Source organism: Candidatus Acetothermia bacterium (assembly GCA_024653305.1).
GTDB lineage: Bacteria > Bipolaricaulota > Bipolaricaulia > Bipolaricaulales > Bipolaricaulaceae > JACIWI01.
In genome coordinates this window covers 1-16,707 of record JANLFW010000019.1, presented here as the reverse complement: position 1 = coordinate 16,707, position 16,707 = coordinate 1, and the positions used below count along the sequence as shown (strand labels likewise).

Here is a 16,707-nt window from a genome sequence, read left to right as displayed (position 1 = left end):
CGCCGCCACCAGCCGCACTAGCCTCATGCGCACACCTCCTTGCGAGAATGGATCACCGATTGCACCCCGAACCATCTGCCGCCTGCTCTCACCCCCTTACCGCTCGCCGCGGGTGTAGGGCAACCCCAACGCGCCGGGGGCACCCCACCGCCGGCGAGCCTTACCGACCCCAGTAAGGGCCAACACCAGTATAGCGAACGCGTAGGGCATGAGCTTGAGGAGCTCGGGGGCCACGAACTCCTGCAGCCGGAACGAGAGGTGGTAGAGGCCCCCGAACAAGAACGCCCCCCACACCGCCTGAAGGGGATCCCAGGCGGCGAAGATGGTGAGGGCGATCACGATCCAGCCCATCCCTGCGGTCATCCCCTCCGTCCACGCCGGCCGGTACGCCACCGAGAGAAACCCCCCGGCCACCCCGGCGAGGAGCCCACCGAAGCCTACACACAGGTAGCGCACCAGGAACACGTTGACCCCCAGTGCGTCCGCGGTGGACGGTGACTCCCCCACCGACCGCACGCTGATCCCCCACCGGGTGCGGTAGAGGAGAACCCACAACACCACGGCCAAGAAGAGCCCGGCATAGGTAAGCACGCTCTGCCCCTGGAACAGCATCGGCCCGAGCACGGGGATCCCGGAAAGCCCGGGGATGGTCACGTTGGGGAGGGGCTGGCGAAGCGGGATCCCCTCCCACCCCCGGCCGAGGAGGCCGGCCAGCCCAAGGCCAAACAGGCTCAGGGCCAGCCCGGACACGTACTGGTTGGCGCGCAGGGTCACGGTGAGGAACGCGTGGAGGATGGCCGCCGCACCGCCCACCACCGCCGCGATCAGCACCCCCAGCCCGGGATGGCCGGTGGTCTGGGCCACGGCGAACGCGGAGAACGCCCCGAGGATCATCATCCCCTCCACGCCGAGGTTTACCACCCCGGCCCGCTCGGTGTAGATCTCCCCAAGCGTTCCCCACAGGAGGGGCGTCCCAAACGCCAGCGCCCGGCTTACCGTTCCGATGAGCCAGCTCTGCCAGTCCACCGTTCCCCCTTCGGGGCGAGCCGCACCCGCCAGTACATCAGCATTTCACTTCCGATCAAGAAAAACAGGATGAGCCCGTTGAACACGCCCGTGATCTGGAACGGCATCATGAGGGCCACCTTGATCACGTCCCCGGCCGCGAAGATGAGGCCGAAGAGGAGCGCGGTGAACACCGCGGCCAAGGGGCTCCCCCGAGCCAGCCACGCGACGATGATCGCGGTGTACCCGTAGCCCATGGAGATGTGGGTCGGGCTGCGCAGGCGGAAGTGGACCCCGGCCACCTCCCCTACCCCAGCCAGCGCCGCCAGGCCCCCGGACAGGAACATCACCCACGCGATCACCCGCAGGAGGTCAATGCCCGCATACCGGGCGGCGTCGGTGCTCTGGCCCACCACCCGGATCTCGTATCCGAGGCGCGTCCGCGCCAGGATCAGCGCCACCGCCACTGCCGCGGCCACGCCGATCACCAGCGTTGGCCAGTGGACGCGGCTCCCCGGGATCCACGGGAGGCGCGCGGCGGCGGGAAAGAAGTCGGAGTACGCAAATCCCCGCATGGTGGCCCCTTTCCACGGCCCGTGGATCAGCCACTCCACGATGTAGATCATGATGTAGTTCATCATCAGGGTGGAGATCACTTCGTTGACGCGGAGCTTGGCCCGCAGGAGGGCGGGCACGATCCCCCATATCCCCCCGGCAAGGAACCCGGCCGCGAACATGGTGGGCAGCAGCCACCGCCCAGGGATCGGGGCGAACAGGGCGACCCCGGTCGCCGCCACCGCCCCGGCGAGGAGCTGCCCCTCGGCGCCGATGTTCCAGAACTGGGCGCGGAACGCCAGGGTCAACCCGACCCCGCACAGGATGAGGGGAAGCGACCGGCGCAGGATCTCGTTGATCCCGTCCCGGCTACCCACCGTGCCCCGGGCGATGGCGGCGTAGGCCTGCCACGGGCTGACCCCGTACCCCCAGAAGATGATCGCCGCCACCAGGAGGGCGATCACCACCGCCAAGGCCGACACCCCGATCACCGCCGAGCGGGGCGGGGTGATCCGGCGTTCCACGAGAAGGGGCCCGACTCGCCTCATGGCTGCGGTGCCAGCCGGCGCTCGCCGGCCATCATCAGCCCGATCTCCTCGAGGTCCGCCTCCGCCGCCGGAACCACGCCCATGATCTCCCCCCGGAACATGACCGCGATCCGGTCCGAAAGCTCCACGATCTCCTCCAGGTCCTCGGACACGAGGAGCACCCCCACCCCCTTCTCCCGCCCCCCGAGGAGGTAGCGGCGCACCTGTTCCGTGGCCCCCACGTCGAGGCCGTAGGTAGGGTGGGCGGCCACGATCAGCCCAGGCTCCCCGGAAAGCTCCCGGGCCAGGATCAGCTTCTGGATGTTCCCCCCCGAGAGGAGCTTGGCCGGGGCGCGCGCCGCGGGGGTCATGATGCCGTACCTTCCGATGGACTCCTGGGCGAACCGCCGCACCTCGCGCAACCGGAGGAACGGCCCCCATGAGAACGGCGGCCGGTGATGCCGCTTGAGGATCAGGTTGTCCTCCACCGCCATCCCCGGCACGATCCCCATCCGCAATCGCTCCTCGGGGATGTGGGCCATCCCGACGTCGGCCACCGCCCGCGCCGAACGGTTGGTGAGGTCCCGGCCCAGGACCACCACCCGACCCCGCTCCGCCCGCCGGAGGCCGGTGATCGTCTCCACCAGCTCCCGTTGGCCGTTCCCGGCCACGCCGGCGATCCCCAAGATCTCCCCCCGGCACACCCGGAGCGACACACCCCGCACCGCGTGGAGCCCCCGGTCGTTCCTCGCCCACAGGCCCTGGACGAGGAGCGCCTCCTCCCCGGGCATGCACTTCCCCTTGGAAAGCCGGAACACGACCTCGCGGCCGACCATCATCCGCGCCAGCTCGGCCTTGTCGGTATTCGCCACCGTAACCGTCCCCACCGCCCGCCCCCGGCGCATCACCGTCACCCGGTCCGCCACCTCCATGACCTCCCCGAGCTTGTGCGTGATGAACACCACCACGTGCCCTTCGGCCTTCATCCGCAGGAGGACTTTGAAGAGCTCGGTCACCTCCTGCGGGGTGAGGACGCTCGTCGGCTCGTCCAGGATGAGGATCTCCGCCCCCCGATACAGGGCCTTGAGGATCTCCACCCGCTGCTGCTCCCCGGCGCTAAGCTCCCACACCCGGCTTCCGGGGTCCACGGGGAGCCCATAACGTTCGGACAGTTCCCGCAGTTTTCGCTCCACGACCCGGATCGGGGCCCAGAACGGGGTCCCCTTGAGGCCGAGGGCGACGTTCTCGGCCACGGTGTGGGGGAAGACGAGCTTGAAGTGCTGGTGGACCATGCCGATCCCGTGGGCGATGGCATCGCGCGGAGAATGGATCTGGGTGGGAACGCCGCGGATGAGGATCTCGCCTGAGTCCGGCCGGTAGAGGCCGTAGAGGATGTTCATGAGCGTGGTCTTGCCGGCCCCGTTCTCCCCGAGGAGGGCATGGACCTCGCCCGCGCGGAGCTCCAACGTCACCCGGTCGTTGGCCAGCACCCCGGGGAAGGTCTTGGTGATGTCCTGGAGCAGAACGGTAGGTACGGGCGGTGAACGGCCTCGCCCTGGGACACCCTCTCCAGCACACCCACCCATGGCGAGGGCCAGTATACCGTTGGACCACCGAAACGGTCAAGTTGCCTTACAAGTAGCCCCGGCGCTATACTCCATTGGGTGACCGATGTGCGCCTGACGGGGGTCCGTCGTTTCCATTGGGCCCGGGACGTAGAGGAAGCGCTGTCCCTCCTCGACGCCTACGACGGCCGGGGAGCGCTCCTCGCCGGGGGGGTGGACCTCGGCCGCTCCGCCCGCACCGACCTCGAGGGGCTGATCGACATCATGGGGATCGGCCTTTCCTACGTCCGGGAGGAGGACGGACGGCTGCGCATCGGGACCACGACCACCCTCACCGAGATCCTGGAACACCCGGCGGCGCGGCGGTACCTGCACGGTACCCTGGTCGAGGTGCTGCGTCGGGTGGCGGTTCCCCCGCTGCGGAACATGGCCACCTTGGGCGGGGCCGTGGTTTCCGCCCATCCGTGGGCGGACATCCCCACCGCCCTCGTCGCCCTGGGGGCCGAGGCGTGCTGGGAGGGCGAGCGGGAGGAGCACGCCCTGGTAGAGGAGCTCTACCGCCGGCCGTTCCGGGCCGTGTTGCGCCGGGCGGTGTTGACCGAGATCGCCTTTCCCCCCTGGGATGGGGCGTTCGCGTTCGAGAAGCTTGCCCGCTCCGCCGGGGACATCGCCCTCCTCAACGCCGCGTGCGGGGTAGGGATTCAGGACGAAAAGATCGCGTGGGCACGGGTGGCGGTGGGGGCGACGCCGGCCCGGGGGCAACGCCTCACCTGGCTCGAGGAGGCCCTCCAGGGGGAGGCCCCCTCCGACACCCTGTGGCGCCAGGTCCAGGAGGAGGTGGAGCGCCGGGCCGAGGTGGGGGACGACCGCCGCGCGAGCGCCGCCTGGCGCCGGAGCGTGGCTGGGGTCCTCGTGCGTCGCGCCCTGGTCCGGGCCGCGGAGAGGGCCGCGCGATGAAGATCTACTTTGAGTTGAACGGGGTTCCCCAGTACCCGGAGGTCGAGCCGGGGGAATCCCTGCTCCATCTCCTCCGGAGGCTGGGGATGAAGTCGGTGAAGGAGGGGTGTGGCACCGGGGATTGCGGGGCGTGCACGGTGCTCGTGGACGGACGGGCGGTGCGGTCGTGCATCGCCTTCGCCGCCCGGGCCCAGGGGAAGCGCATCATCACCTTGGAGGGTCTGGGCACGGTGAACGATCCCCATCCCCTTCAGGAGGCGTTCCTCGATGCCGGGGCGGTCCAGTGCGGGTTCTGTACCCCGGGGATGATCCTCGTCGCTTACGATCTCCTCTCCCGCAACCCGGATCCCACCCCGGAGGAGGTCCGGACGGCCATCGTGGGGAACCTATGTCGGTGCACCGGGTACCGGAAGATCGTGGACGCGGTGATGCTCGCGGCGGAGTGGAAACGGGAGGGGCGATGGCGGTGAGCGTGGCGGCGAAGGCCAGGGACGTGGTGGGCCGCAGCGTGCACAAGGTGGATGGGCCAGCCCTGGTGTGCGGGAAGCCCGTGTTCACGCTGGACATGGACGTGCCGGGGGCTTTGGTGGGGAAGATCCTCCATTCCCCCCACGCCCACGCCGTGATCGAGGCCATCGACACCTCCGCGGCGGAGGCCGTGCCTGGGGTGGCGTGCATCCTCCACTATGGGAACGTCCCGCGGATCCCCCACACCACCGCCGGCCAGGGGTGGCCGGAGCCCTCCCCTTACGACACGGTCCTGTTCGATCGGAAGGTCCGGTACGTGGGGGACCGGGTGGCGGCGGTGGCGGCGGCCTCCGAGGAGGCGGCCGACGAGGCCCTGCGGAAGATCCAGGTCGAGTACAAGGTCCTGCCGGCGGTCCTATCGGTGGACGAAGCCCTCGCCCCCGGGGCCCCGGTCATCCACGACGAGCCCGATGCCGAGGGGATCTACGACGCCCAGCACAACATCGCCGCCGCGGTGGACATCCCGGTGGGGGACGTGGACCGGGCCCTGGCCGAGTCCCCGGTGACGGGGGAGGCGACCTGCGAGATCCCCTACTCCCAGCACACCCCGATCGAGCCCCACTGCGTGATCGCCTACTTCGACGAGGACGGCCGTCTCGTCATCCGTACCTCGACCCAGGTTCCGTTCCATGTGCGGCGGATCGTGGCCCGGGTGCTCGCGGTCCCGATGTCCAGGATCCGGGTGGTGAAACCCCGGATCGGCGGGGGGTTCGGGGCCAAGCAGGAGATCATCCTCGAGCCGGTGGCCGGGGCCCTTGCCCTGCGCACCGGGCGGCCGGTGCGGATCGCCTATACCCGGGAGGAGGAGTTCGTCGCCTCCCGCACCCGGCATCCGATGCGGGTCACGGTGAAGCTGGGAGCTGACCGGGACGGGACCCTTCGCGCCATCGACATGGAAGCCCTGTCCAACACCGGCGCCTACGGGACCCATTCCCTGACCGTGCTCTCCAACGTCGGCTCCAAGACCCTGCCCCTCTACAACAAGGCCCGCCACCTCCGGTTCCATGGAAAGGCGGTGTACACCAACCTCCCTGTGGCCGGGGCGTACCGCGGGTACGGGGCCACCCAGGGCTACTTCGCCCTGGAGGTGGCGATGGACATCCTGGCCGAGAAGCTCGGTCTGGACCCCCTGGAGCTGCGCCAGAGGAACCACATCCGGGCCGGGGAGACTTCTCCCATCTTCGAGAAGATCGGGGAGGGGAGGGAAGGGAAGGCCCAGATCGTGCGGTCGTGCGCCCTTCCCGAGTGCCTCCGGATCGGGGCCGAGCGCATCGCGTGGAAGAGGAACCGCGGCCGCCGACGCCGCGAGGGTCCGTGGGCCTACGGGGTGGGGATGGCCTGCGCGATGCAGGGGTCGGGGATCACCGGGATCGACATGGGCGCGGCGACGATCGTGATGAACGAGGACGGCTCGTTCCGCCTCCTCGTCGGGGCCACCGACCTCGGCACCGGCTCCGACACCGTGCTCGCCCAGATCGCCGCCGAGGCGCTGGGCGTCACAGTGGACAAGGTCCTCGTCCACTCCTCGGACACCGACTTCACCCCGTTCGACGTGGGGGCGTACGCCTCCAGCACGACCTACGTGTCGGGGCTCGCGGTCCTCAAGGCGGCGGAGGAGGTGCGGCGCCAGATCCTGGACGTGGCTGCATCGGCGCTGGAGGAAGCTCCGGAGGACCTGGAGCTCTCCCAAGGGGCCGTGCGCAGCGTGCGCAGTGGGCGGGCGGTGACCTTGGCCGACGTCGGGCACCGCGCGACGTACGTGGTGGACCAGCACCAGATCGCGGCTACCGCTTCCTGCGTCTGTCCGGAATCCCCGCCCCCGTTCGCCGCGTTCTTCACGGAAGTGGCGGTGGACACGGAGACCGGGCTCGTGCGGGTGGAGCGGTTCGTGGCCGTGGCCGACTGCGGTGTCCCCATTCACCCCAAGCTCGCCGAGGGGCAGCTCGAGGGGGCGGTGGTGCAGGGGATCGGCCATGCCCTCTATGAGGAGATGCTCTTCTCCGGGCGCGGCCGGTGCGTAAACCCAAGCCTCTTCGACTACAAGATCCCCTCGGCCCTGGACGTGCCCGAGGTGGAGGCGATCCTGGTGCCCTCGGAGGAGCCCACCGGACCGTTTGGGGCCAAGTCCATCGCCGAGGTCGGGATCAACGGGCCCTTGCCGGCCATCTCCAACGCCATCTACGACGCGGTGGGGATCCGCCTCACCCGGGCCCCGTTCACCCCGGAGCGGGTCCTGGCCGCCCTGCGCAGCAGGACCGGTTAAAACCGGACTTCCAGGGCGAGCCCGGGGCTCCAAAGCCCCCCGAGGAAGTCGCCTCGAGGAGAAGCCGGGCCTTGTCGGAAATGGCCAGGTGCAGGCCTCCTGCCAACTGGTGGAAGGGCGCAAACTCCTCGGCCCCCCAAGGGGAGGATCGGCCGGTACGCCACGTACAGGGGGAGGAACCACAGGTTGCTGTCAAGGTAGAGGGAGGCCTGAAGCCCCCATCCGCTGATCACGCTCCACCCATCCGGTGCCGGGGTTGACCATCCCCCCGGCCTGGACCCCGAACTCCACCCCATCGGACAGGCCCACCGCAAACCGCCCCTGGGGGGTGAGGACCGCTGGCGCCAGGTCCAGCACGGCCATCCCCACCGTGAACGCCACATCCCCATGCCGGAGGATCTGGGCCGTCTGAAACACATTGAGGAAACGCTCAGCGCGCCCGTGGAAAGCACAACCCCCCGGGTAGGCCATGCCCTTACCCATCGGGCTTGGGCGGATGGTAGTACGGGTCGAGGTCGCCCTTCCACCCCGCGTCCTCGTACTCCGGAAGGTGCCTTCCCGGATCACGCGGCTTGGCCACAAGCTCGAGCACCGCAAACCGCGCAAACAGGTCACCGCTGTGGCTCGCCCGCACCACCAACGCGGTGTCCAGCCCCTTGAACGTGCCGCCCAGGGAGACCACCTCTTCCCCCGCAGCCACGGCCCCGGCATCGGTGGCCATCACCGCCGCCTCGACCGCGATCTTCGTCCCCGGGCCGAACAGCTCAAGCGTCTTGTCCACCCAGGTGGTCGGGACCGGGGCCGCCCACCCCAGGGCCCGGTCGATCCCGGCAAGCGGCCGCGTGCCTTGCACCACCGCCGCCCCGTGCTCCTCCAGGAACCGTTTCACATGTGCGTATTCGGGTCGACCAAGGCCGATGGGGATGTCCCCTTTGGGGCCCCAGGTGGTGGCCGGCCAGTGGGTGACCACGATCAGCTTGATGCCGATGTCCTTCACCGCCGCCAGGGCCGCAAGGGCGCTGCGACCGGTCTCCGAGGCCACGACCATCTTCTCGATCCCCAGGGCAAGCGCCCGCTCCCGCGCCAGCTCCAGGACCTTCTCGGTGTTGGCCTCGCCCCGGCACCGGAAGTAGAAGCTTGGGCTGGCATAACCCAACGGCTCCTCCTTGAGCATAGCGGGACCTCCTTTCCATCAGGATCCCCCGCACCCTCTCCGGTGTGACAGAAGAGGCTGGGCATGGCCTGATCCTCACACACGCTCCTGGCCAGCGTTCTGGGCCACGAAGATGAGACGCGACGCGTCGATCGCGGGCTCCTTGAGCTCCCAGCTTCCGTACGCCGCGCGGTAACGCCACCCGGCCCGGGCAAAGAGCTCGATCAGCTCGTGTAAGCCGTACATGCGGAGGTTCAGGGAGAACTCGGCCTTGAACGCGTATTTGTTCCCCCGTCGCTCGAAGAACGTCCACACGTTCTCCATCCGCGAAGTCTCGAGGTTGAGCTTCCGCTCCTCGATCACCAGGAGGTCGCCAGCCCGAGGCACTGCCGGAGGATCGCCTCGTCGGTGGCCTCGTCGTAGTAGCCGAACGAGGTGAACATATTGATCACCACGTCGAACCGCCGTCCGCTCAACCCCCGCCCACCTCCCGGGCGTCGAGGACGAGGAACTCCGTCCGGTCCTGAACGCCGTGCTCCGCGGCGAGCTCCACGGCGCGGGCGACGTAGCGGGGGGAGAGGTCCACCCCAACCACCCTGTACCCGACCTTGGCGAGATGGATGCTGTGGCGACCGATCCCACAGTTAAGGTCGAGCACCGTAGCCCCGGGCTCGACCCCATGCGCTGCAAACAGGTGGGCGAGCCCCCGCACCTCCTCCTCAGCCTGGGCGAACCGTTCCTCCAGGAACACCTGGAACAGCTCCGCGTGCTCGATGAACAGATCCTTGACCCAATCCTTGGCCATGGTCCTCCTCTTTTCGGTACGGCCCAACCTGTGCGCTTGGGGCCGCCCGTGCGTTGTCCTATCGGAACACGCCCATTCAACCCAGCCATGGGAGCCCGCTTGCCCTCCACGCAGCCGGAGTTGGGTAAGCTCGGGGTATGGGCTCCGAGCTCAAGCGGTACCTCGTCCGGCCGGAACGATGGGAGGCGCTCCCCGCCGATTGGGACGCCGTGTTCGGCCGCTCGGCCCCGCTCGCGGTGGAGATCGGGTTCGGCAGCGGGGAGTTCCTCTCCTGGGCCGCCCGGGAGCATCCTGGTTGGAACTGGGTCGGGTTCGAAACAAGCCTCACCTGCATCACCAAGGCGGGGCGGAAGTTGGCCCAATGGGGCGCAAGGAACGTCCGCCTGGCGCTGGTGGACGGCCAGTTCGCCCTGCGGGAGCTTTTTCCCGACGAAAGCGTGGCCCGGGTATACGTGCACTTCCCCTGTCCCTGGCCCAAGGCCCGCCATGCCGAACGACGGCTGGTGGGGCCTGGGTTCGGGCAGACCCTGGCCGCCGTCCTCGCCCCGGATGGGCTATTCATCCTGACCACCGACGTGCTATGGTATGCCGAGGACGCCGCGGCGTGCTTGGCCGAGGCAAACCCATTCCGGGTGACGGGCCCTCAGCCCTTGGTGGAAGAGGGCCCGGGGACCCGGTATGAACGCAAGTGGCGCGGCCAGGGCCGGGCCATCTGGCAGGTGGTGGCCGAGCGAAGGGTCAAAGGAGCTATACAGCGGATCGCGGAGGGAACGATGCCCCACGTGCGGATCGCGGTACCGGTTACGCCGGAAACGGTGGCGCGGGCGGTGGGCCTCAGGGAGGCCTGGCCGGGAGGGGCGTTTGCGGTCAAGGAGGCGTTCTTCGCCCCGGACGGGAAAACCGCGCTCCTTCGGGCGTTCGCCACCGATGATGACTTCCAGCAGCACTACTTCCTCGCGGTGGTGAACGAAAGGGAAGGGGCGATGGTGAAGCTGGACGGGGCCACGGTCCCGTTTCGCACCCCGGCGGTGAAGCGGTCGGTGGCCGCGGTGGCCGCCGCCCTGGAGGGGAGATGAACGGGAAATGGCTCCTGGCAGCGCTTGCCGTCGGAGCAGGGCTGGCGTTAGCCGGAGAGGTCGGTACACGACTCGAAACCGGCGAAAGCGTGTCCACCGGGATCGGATGGCTCGTCCTGTCCAGCGAGGTTGGGGGGGTGACCCTGTCCGGGCGAGCGGAGATGGGTCTCCTCCCGTTGCGCCTCCGTCGGATTGCGCTGGGTGCCGGCTCCACATGGGACGGATGGTCCCTGAACGCCGAGACGATCCTCCTCACCACCGGCCGGTTGGATCTGGCGGTCACCGCCGGCTGGAAGGGAACAACCGATGCCGAGTTCGGAACACTCTCCGGCCTGGCCGGGACGAAGATGGCCTGGATCGATGTGCTCGGCGTGCGGTTTCCCACCGCCGCCGCCTGGGCCTCCGCCCGGATCGATCGCGTTCCCTTCTGGTTCGAAGCGAACCTCAGTGCCACTTGGCCGGGTGACCTCCCTCGGGGCGAGCTCCAGTTCGGCCTGAGCGGCACGAGCTGGGCCACCGTGGCCATTTCCTCCACCGCGGCGAGCTTGGAGCTGGGCTGCGAGGATGGGATCCTGTCCGCCATGAGCTACCTGTCCCTGTTCCCGCTCGCCTTGCAGACGGTAACCGTGGGCGTGGGCGAGGAATCCCTGCGCATTCAGGGCCGGCTGACGGTGCGCGCCCCGGGGAAGTGGTCCGGGAGCGTCAGCGTTGCTGCCAGCGCGGGGGATTGGCGGGCCTCGGTCACCGCGACCTTCTCCAAAGCGGGCTGGGGAAAGACCACGGTGGAGGTCAAGCTGGTGCTGGGAGAGTAACGTCCAGGGAAAAACCTGGGGCTCCCATGGATGGCGATAGCCGTACAGGCTGCTAACCGGAACGCCACTCCTCGGGGAAGTGATCGAGGAGGGCGGCGGCGCCGAGGAGGCCCACGTCGTCCCCAAGCGGGGTGAGCTCCACCCGCAGGATCCCCCGGGCCATGGCCGCGGCGGCAGCCAGGACCTTGGGGCCGAGGAAGTCCCACGACCCGGTCAGCCCCCCGCCGAGCACGATCAACTCGGGTTCCAGCACCTCCCACAGGATGGCGATCCCCTGGCCCATCGCCCGGCAGGCCTCATCCACGATGGCCAAGGCCCGGCCGTCCCCGCGGCGGGCCCGGTCCACCACCTCCCGAGCGGAGAGCCTCTCCCCGAGCCTCTCCCGAGCGGCCCGGGCGATCCCTACCCCCGCGGCGATCGCCTCCAGGCACCCACGCTTTCCGCACCGGCACGGGGGGCCGTCGGGATCGAGCACCATATGCCCCACCTCGCCAGCCTGTCCGGTGGCCCCCCAGGCCACCCGCCCTCCCGACACGACCCCGCCGCCGATCCCCGTGGACCACGTGATGTACACGAAATCGCGGGCGCGGTGGCCGAACACGAGCTCGCCGATGGCGGCGGAGGTGGCGTCGTTGGCGAGGTAGACGGGGCAGGCAAACGCATCCCCGAGCTCCCGCGTCACCTCCACCCCGTTCCAGTGAGGGAGGTTCGGGCACCCCAGGATCTTGCCGGCCCGCATGTCCATGGGGGCGGGGGCTCCCACCCCAATCGCCCTCGGCCGGGCCCACCTCACTTCCGCCATCACCGCGCGGATCGCGTCCTTGACCTCCGCAATTCCCTGGGTGGGGAACGCCCGGCGGGCGAGGATCCTCCCCCTGGCCACCGCCCCCACCCGGGTCCGCGTACCCCCAATATCCACCCCAACGGTCCCTTCCATGAGAAGGAGATGATACCCGTCGGCCGTGGGGATGGTCACGGAACTAGCGCACGATGCGCAGGCCGCCGCCCTTAAGAAGCCGTTCGACTTCCTCCTGGCTCGCCCACAGGAGGTCCCCGGGATTCGTCTGCTTAAGCGTGGAGGCCGCCACCCCGTACCGCACCCCGGCCTCCGGGCCGTCGGTCAGGTACCCGAACAGGAACCCACCGGCGAACGCATCGCCCGCCCCCACCCGGTCCACGATCTCGATGTCGTAGACGGGCCCCCGGATAAGCTTCCCTTCGGCATAGGCGATGGCCGTCCACGTGTTCCGCCACACCGACGGCGTCTCCCGTATGGTGATCGCCACCGCGGCGAGGTCGAACTCGCGGCTCAGGCGTTCCGCCACCTTCTCGTAGGACTCCTCTTTGATCCCGAATACCCGTTCCGTGTCCTCCTCGGTGGTGATGAGGACGTCTGCCTGACGGACGAGGTCCGTCATCACCCACCGCGCCTCCTCCTCCCGCCACAGGCGGGCCCGGTAGTTGAGGTCGACCGACACGAGGAGGCCGGCTTCCTTGGCCTTCCGCACCGCTTCCTTCGTGGCCTCGGCGGCGGAGGGGGAGAGGGCGGGGGTGATCCCGGACGTGTGGAACGCCCGCGCATCTTGGAACACCCTGTCCCAGTTCACTTCCCCGGGGCGGATGCGGGCCATCGCCGAATCGCGGCGATCGTAGAGGACGGAACTGGCGCGGGGGCTGGCCCCGAACTCCACGAAGTACAGGCCCACCCGGTCCTCGTCGGTCCACACGATGTGGGACGTGTCCACCCCGTGCTCGCGGGCCTTGTTCGCGATCATCCGCCCAAGCGCGTTTTGCGTGAGGCGGGTGATGTAGGCGGTCGTGAGCCCGAGCCGTTGGGCGGTCACGGCCACATTGAGCTCAGCGCCCCCCACGTTCACCTCAAGGATGTTCGTCTGCTCCAGCCGCCGGAAGCTGGGCGGCGAAAGCCGAATCATCGTCTCCCCAAACGTCACCAGGTGATACCGCATTTCCAGGCCCTCCTTTCTTTCACCAATTTTCCCTAACCTGCTCCCATAGTGCCCCGTTTACTGTGTCTGAGCCGCATGGTAGCTTCCCATGCAGACTTCTGCAAAGCCCCGTATCCTTCGGGCCCCAAGCCGCTGGACCTGCGCCCCTGAAACGGAACCACTTGGAGGGCCGGTTTCGACTAACGCCCGCGCGTGGTTCCCCTGCTCTCTAAGGTACTCCACAGGCGGCATGTAGCCAACCCCGGAGTGCCTGCGCTGCGTGTTGTAGTACCTCATCTGCCGTTCGATCACCCACTGGGAGCTCCTCCAGCGTCGCCGCCTCGGAGAGGAGGGACCCGTTCTCCACCTTGAAGTGGCCCCAGAAGGACCCGATCCACGGGTTGTCCTTGGCACCCCGTTCGGCGTAGGACACCCGCGGCCGGTCCCGGATCAGGGGCGCCTGCAGCCAGTCGTTGCTCGTGTACGCCGCGTCCTCGTCGTGGTGCACGATCAGCCCCTCTGTCCCGTGGCCAACGTGCGCCAACGCCTCCTTCACCCGCTCCCATGGGCTGGCCAAGGAGGGCTAAAGTGTCAACAGTATTCCGGTACTGGACACCGTAGCCTGAAGGTGATCCTCGCCGACGGAGGGGGGGATGGGAGACGGTGGCGCTTTCCGTTCTCCTTCCCAAGGGTTTCGGTCTTGCCGATCTGGGGGTCTGATGCCCCCGCGGCACTCCCCTGCTGCAAAGGCCACCCCGACCACGATCATGAGGGCGTTTCCCTTCGTCATGACTCCTCCTCCCGAGTTCGGCTGTACCAAGGGCAGCGAAGCTCGGCCCAATCGTCGATTAGGGGTACTCGGGGAAAGCGAGGGGCGCGCCGCGGAGGCGCGCCCCCAGCGCTGACTGGGCTCTCTCGATCAGCCGCGCAGCTCGGCGAGCACCTCCGGGGTGAGCTCATCAAGACCGCTTTCGCCGATCCGGACCCAGGTTTTTCCAACCTGGAACACGACCTTGTCGCCCAAGGCGAGGATCGGGGCCAGGTCCGGGAAGTTGTCCACGAGATGGAAGTAGGCCTCGCTCAGGTAGACGACGTCCACCGTGGGGGTCCCTTTCTCGTAGGTGCTCTCCCGCCAGATCTCGTCCAAGAACAGGAACATCCGGCCATCCACCTCGCGCACGAAATCGGCCTTCTGCACCACGTCGGCTTGGGTCAGGACCTGGATTGCCTTGGCCGCACCGACTGCCGGCGCTCCCGCCGACATCATCATGTGGGCACTGGGCGGGGCGACGACAGCCCGCTCCTCCTCCCGCACCAGGAATGAGGTGTAGGGGGTAGCGATCCCGTACTTCGTGGCCAGGGCCACGATCTGGTCCACGAGAGCCTTCGTCTCCCCTTCGAGGCGGATGATGTTGAGGAGGTGCCCGATCTTCCGCGCCGCCCAGAGCCTGGGGAGAAAACTCGCCTCGGTGGCGCGCTCGGGGAAGTTCTGGGTGTACGTGAACGTGACGTCCTCGGCTCCGCGCTTCCCGGTGAGAACAATCGTCGTCGGCCCGCTCCCCACATACCGCCCGAACACGGCGAGCTGGGACCCGTAGAAGAGGTCAGGGAGCTGATCGGGGTAGATCTCCGAGCTGCTCACCCCGTTTACCGTGAGTCTGAGGTCGGCGAGGGCCGGCTCGGCGATCTTCGTGTAGAAGTTCGATAGGGCTCGCTCCAAGTTTTCGCCAGGAGCAACGTAGGTTGTGGTGCCGCGGTTGTCCTCCGCGAGGAGGTCGAGGAGATGGGCGTTTACGTCGTAGCCTACGCCGAACGCGAACAGGCGGGCCCGCGCCCGGTTGGCCGAGGTCACGCCCTTGACGATGCCCGCGGTGTCCGTGATCCCAGTGGTGGGCAGGCCATCGGTGAGGAACAGCACGTACTGGGGCCGGTCGGCCGGGGCGAACCAGTTCATGGCCGTGGTCAGGGCGTCGTGGATGTTCGTCATCCCCCGGGCAGAAAGGGCGCGCACCGCCTGGGCCGCCTTCGCCACCTCTTCCGTGGTTGCCGGGACCAGACCTGGCGTGACCGAGATGATCTCGTCGTCGAACGCGATCACCCCGAACCGGTCGCCCGGCCCCAGGCGTTCGAGGATGAACGCCGCCGCCGCCTTGGCCTGGTTCATCTTCTCCCCTTCCATGGACCCGGAGCGGTCGATCACGAGCACGAGGTCTTTGGGAAGAGGGGCGAGGTCGCGAACGGCGGGCGGGGTCACGAGGAGCAGGAACCAGCCTGGCTCAGAATCGGGCCTATAAACCACGAGGTCCGCGCCAACGGCCTCGCTGCCGTAGCCGTAGTAGAGGGTGAAGTCCCGGTCGGGGAGGACATCTCGCTCGAGGTAGACGGCTTGGGCGGAGGAAGGGTTGTCGCGGGTCACGGCGATGGTGTGGGTGGGGGAGTACACGCTCCCCAAGGGGTGGCTCGCGGTGAGATTCACCTCGATCCGGGCCTCCTCGAGGGGCTTGGCGGAGAACCGCTCCGGGGACAGGGGATAGCGGTACCGGAAGAGCCCCGCCTCCGGGGAGAGGAGCTCCACGTACTCGAGCGCGATCCTCCGCGTCTCGCCGGGGGCGATGGGGAAGATCCGGGCTTGGAAGGCGCCGCGGCCGATGTACTCGAGCAACGCCGGGTCGCGGCTATCGCGCAGGTAGGAGAGGTAGATCTCCCGGGCCTTGTTGGCCGGGAGCACCTCGCCCACCACGGGTTCGCCCCCCACCCACAGGGTGAACTTCTGGATGACCGCGCTGGGGGGCATCGGGAAAACGTACGTCCCCTCGATCGCGAACTGGGCATCGTTCCGGAACGCTTGGTCCACCTTGGTGGTGGCGATCCCGTCCTGGATCGTCACCGTGACGCGGTGGTAGACGATGGTGAGCCACCGCAGCGGATGCCCGGGGATATCGGGCCTTGGCCACGGGATGATGATCCCATCGGCGAGGGATGGGACAAGCCACGCCACCACCGCTCCCACCACGAGGGCTGCCACGAGCGACTTGCGCATGCCGCTCACCTCCTTAATGGTGCACGAGATATACACCGTCCCCACCACGTTGGTTCCGCCCACGGCGAGCGGAGGGCTTGAGGATCCCGGAGCTCACTCGCAGACCGCCCACGGAAACACAGCCCGCACCAGGTCAGCGCACGTAGCGGAGGCCGCTGGGCTCGCCCCCGTCACGGTCAAGAGGAGGAACTCGCCGGGCTCCAGCCCGTGCCCTCCAGGTCCACCGTCCAGACGTAGTCCGCCCCCGCGACCGAGGTGACCGCGGCCCGCACCTTGCCCACCACGTAGTCCAGGAGGGTCCCGCACCTCGGGGCGGCGGAGGCGTCGGTGAAACCCGGCGGGGAGTGGAACCTGCCAGGCCCGATGCCTCGGCCTGCGAGCGTCACCGTCCATAGTGCATCGGCTCCTGCGACGGCCTGAACGGGCACGCTGGATACCGGCGCGGGCCACACGCGCACCGAGGCTGAGAAGAGGA

General features: G+C 68.6%; 17 protein-coding genes. 5 read left to right on the top strand and 12 right to left on the bottom strand.

Going from position 1 to position 16,707, the window contains the following annotated elements:
* Positions 1 to 96: 96 nt before the first annotated feature.
* From NUV94_06965 to NUV94_06955, 3 genes are read right to left on the bottom strand one after another with little or no spacing between them, the layout of a single operon-like run.
* Complete coding sequence (locus NUV94_06965) at positions 97 to 1,026, bottom strand: ABC transporter permease (protein ID MCR4392488.1); 930 nt, start codon at positions 1,024 to 1,026, stop codon at positions 97 to 99.
* Positions 993 to 2,108: an ABC transporter permease gene (locus NUV94_06960; GenBank protein ID MCR4392487.1), complete on the bottom strand. Its 1,116-nt coding sequence runs from the start codon at positions 2,106 to 2,108 to the stop codon at positions 993 to 995. Before NUV94_06960 ends, NUV94_06965 begins: the two co-directional genes overlap by 34 nt.
* Positions 2,105 to 3,673 carry an ABC transporter ATP-binding protein gene (locus tag NUV94_06955; GenBank protein MCR4392486.1) on the bottom strand — a complete coding sequence of 523 codons (1,569 nt, stop codon included), beginning with the start codon at positions 3,671 to 3,673 and terminating at the stop codon, positions 2,105 to 2,107. The genes NUV94_06960 and NUV94_06955 overlap by 4 nt, the downstream gene beginning before the upstream one ends.
* Before the next feature lie 78 nt (positions 3,674 to 3,751).
* Here NUV94_06955 and NUV94_06950 point away from each other — a divergent pair, with 78 nt between their 5' ends.
* Genes NUV94_06950 through NUV94_06940 form a run of 3 tightly spaced genes read left to right on the top strand, consistent with a single transcriptional unit; the run spans position 3,752 to position 7,400 of the window.
* The gene (locus NUV94_06950; protein MCR4392485.1) at positions 3,752 to 4,609 is read left to right on the top strand and encodes an FAD binding domain-containing protein; all 858 of its coding nucleotides are present in this window, start codon (positions 3,752 to 3,754) and stop codon (positions 4,607 to 4,609) included.
* Complete coding sequence (locus NUV94_06945) at positions 4,606 to 5,079, top strand: (2Fe-2S)-binding protein (GenBank protein ID MCR4392484.1); 474 nt, start codon at positions 4,606 to 4,608, stop codon at positions 5,077 to 5,079. Before NUV94_06950 ends, NUV94_06945 begins: the two co-directional genes overlap by 4 nt.
* Positions 5,070 to 7,400, top strand: coding sequence for a molybdopterin-dependent oxidoreductase (locus NUV94_06940; protein ID MCR4392483.1), 2,331 nt, complete (start codon positions 5,070 to 5,072; stop codon positions 7,398 to 7,400). Before NUV94_06945 ends, NUV94_06940 begins: the two co-directional genes overlap by 10 nt.
* 192 nt (positions 7,401 to 7,592) lie before the next feature.
* Here the strand turns inward: NUV94_06940 and NUV94_06935 are convergent, their stop codons facing one another.
* From NUV94_06935 to NUV94_06920, 4 genes are all read right to left on the bottom strand, one after another.
* Entirely contained in the window at positions 7,593 to 7,871 is a 279-nt protein-coding gene (locus NUV94_06935; GenBank protein ID MCR4392482.1) for a hypothetical protein, read from the bottom strand.
* Between the two features lie 4 nt (positions 7,872 to 7,875).
* The gene (locus NUV94_06930; protein ID MCR4392481.1) at positions 7,876 to 8,574 is read right to left on the bottom strand and encodes a hypothetical protein; all 699 of its coding nucleotides are present in this window, start codon (positions 8,572 to 8,574) and stop codon (positions 7,876 to 7,878) included.
* 75 nt (positions 8,575 to 8,649) lie between these two features.
* Positions 8,650 to 8,916, bottom strand: coding sequence for a hypothetical protein (locus NUV94_06925; protein MCR4392480.1), 267 nt, complete (start codon positions 8,914 to 8,916; stop codon positions 8,650 to 8,652).
* A gap of 109 nt (positions 8,917 to 9,025) precedes the next feature.
* Positions 9,026 to 9,358, bottom strand: a complete 333-nt coding sequence (locus NUV94_06920; protein ID MCR4392479.1) for a methyltransferase domain-containing protein — start codon at positions 9,356 to 9,358, stop codon at positions 9,026 to 9,028.
* Positions 9,359 to 9,495: 137 nt separating this feature from the next.
* Here NUV94_06920 and trmB point away from each other — a divergent pair, with 137 nt between their 5' ends.
* Both trmB and NUV94_06910 read left to right on the top strand, forming a co-directional pair.
* Positions 9,496 to 10,434, top strand: coding sequence for a tRNA (guanosine(46)-N7)-methyltransferase TrmB (trmB, locus tag NUV94_06915; protein MCR4392478.1), 939 nt, complete (start codon positions 9,496 to 9,498; stop codon positions 10,432 to 10,434).
* A complete protein-coding gene (locus NUV94_06910; GenBank protein ID MCR4392477.1) occupies positions 10,431 to 11,246 on the top strand; it encodes a hypothetical protein in 816 nt (271 codons plus the stop codon). The genes trmB and NUV94_06910 overlap by 4 nt, the downstream gene beginning before the upstream one ends.
* 52 nt (positions 11,247 to 11,298) lie before the next feature.
* Here NUV94_06910 and NUV94_06905 read toward each other — a convergent pair whose 3' ends face one another.
* From NUV94_06905 to NUV94_06885, 5 genes are all read right to left on the bottom strand, one after another.
* Complete coding sequence (locus NUV94_06905; protein MCR4392476.1) at positions 11,299 to 12,183, bottom strand: ROK family protein; 885 nt, start codon at positions 12,181 to 12,183, stop codon at positions 11,299 to 11,301.
* Positions 12,184 to 12,226: 43 nt separating this feature from the next.
* A complete protein-coding gene (locus NUV94_06900; GenBank protein ID MCR4392475.1) occupies positions 12,227 to 13,213 on the bottom strand; it encodes a sugar kinase in 987 nt (328 codons plus the stop codon).
* Positions 13,214 to 13,421: 208 nt separating this feature from the next.
* Positions 13,422 to 13,748, bottom strand: a complete 327-nt coding sequence (locus NUV94_06895) for a hypothetical protein (GenBank protein MCR4392474.1) — start codon at positions 13,746 to 13,748, stop codon at positions 13,422 to 13,424.
* 363 nt (positions 13,749 to 14,111) lie between these two features.
* On the bottom strand, positions 14,112 to 16,232 hold the full coding sequence (locus tag NUV94_06890; GenBank protein ID MCR4392473.1) for a VIT and VWA domain-containing protein: 2,121 nt from the start codon (positions 16,230 to 16,232) through the stop codon (positions 14,112 to 14,114).
* Positions 16,233 to 16,408: 176 nt separating this feature from the next.
* Positions 16,409 to 16,707, bottom strand: a 299-nt coding sequence (locus NUV94_06885; GenBank protein ID MCR4392472.1) for a hypothetical protein, incomplete at its 5' end; no start/stop codon positions are given.